At 60.7% G+C, this 870-nt stretch carries 1 protein-coding gene and 1 pseudogene; one reads left to right on the top strand and one right to left on the bottom strand.

Annotated features, from left to right (window positions below; genetic code table 11):
* A pseudogene (locus NKI24_RS35800) lies at positions 1–436 on the top strand (pyridine nucleotide-disulfide oxidoreductase); the annotation flags it as partial.
* A 54-nt stretch (positions 437–490) separates the two neighbouring features.
* Here the strand turns inward: NKI24_RS35800 and NKI24_RS35795 are convergent.
* Positions 491–870: CoA-binding protein (locus NKI24_RS35795; protein ID WP_352750912.1), on the bottom strand; the 380-nt coding region annotated here is incomplete at its 5' end.

The following is an 870-nucleotide window of genomic DNA, read 5'->3' as shown; positions in this document are numbered from 1 at the left end:
GGCCCAGTTTGCGGGGTCGTTGCGCAACATGTGCGCGCTTTCCGATCTCAAGATGGCACGGCTGCTCGACCTCATCGACGAATGGACGCGCGCCAACGGCCTGGACGCTACGGTCGGGCCGCCGGATCGCCCGCCGCCGACCCGTGTCGAGGACAACCCGCCGCTCGGCCTCGATCTTGCCGGAGGCGCTATCAGGACGATCATCTGGGCCACTGGCTACCGGCCGGACTACTCCTGGCTGGAACTGCCGGTCCTCGACCGCAAGGGCCACCTACGTCACGACGGCGGCGTTGCGGAACATCCGGGCATGTACCTGATGGGGATGCAGTTTCTGCGCCGCCGCAAGTCTGCGCTGATCGACGGCGCCGGCGACGACGCGCGTGATCTCAGCGATCATCTGGCATCTTACCTCAGGCAAAAATCAATCAACGTCTAAGGCCAAGGGAACAGGTCAGCTACCGCGACAACCCCGAATTCTGCGCCCCTGCAGTCATATTCCCAAGTGCAGCTTTGGCTTCCAGAAGGGGCGGAACAACTCAATCTTGGGACAGCGGTTCATCACAACTTTCAAGCCCGCTTCCTCCGCCAACTGGGCGGCAGCGTTGTCGCGCACCCCAATCTGACTCCACAGAACCTTGGCACTAATTGCGATGGCCTCCTGTGCAACTTCCAACAGATCTTCGGAGCGGCGAAAAACCTCAACCATATCCACAGGCCGGTCGATGGCCGCTAGTGACGCGTACACCTTAAGCCCTCGAATTTCATCCAGACCGGGAGTGGGGTTGACCGGGATCATGTCATAGCCGGTTTCGTGCAGCACCCTGAGTACGCCATAGGAAAATTTAGTTTTATCGGGGCTGGCCCCAACCA

Origin of the sequence: Mesorhizobium sp. M0701, from assembly GCF_040320365.1 — a bacterium.
GTDB lineage: Bacteria > Pseudomonadota > Alphaproteobacteria > Rhizobiales > Rhizobiaceae > Mesorhizobium.
The sequence above is the reverse complement of the archived record's forward strand: the minus strand, read 5'-3'. Positions and strand labels throughout refer to the sequence as shown.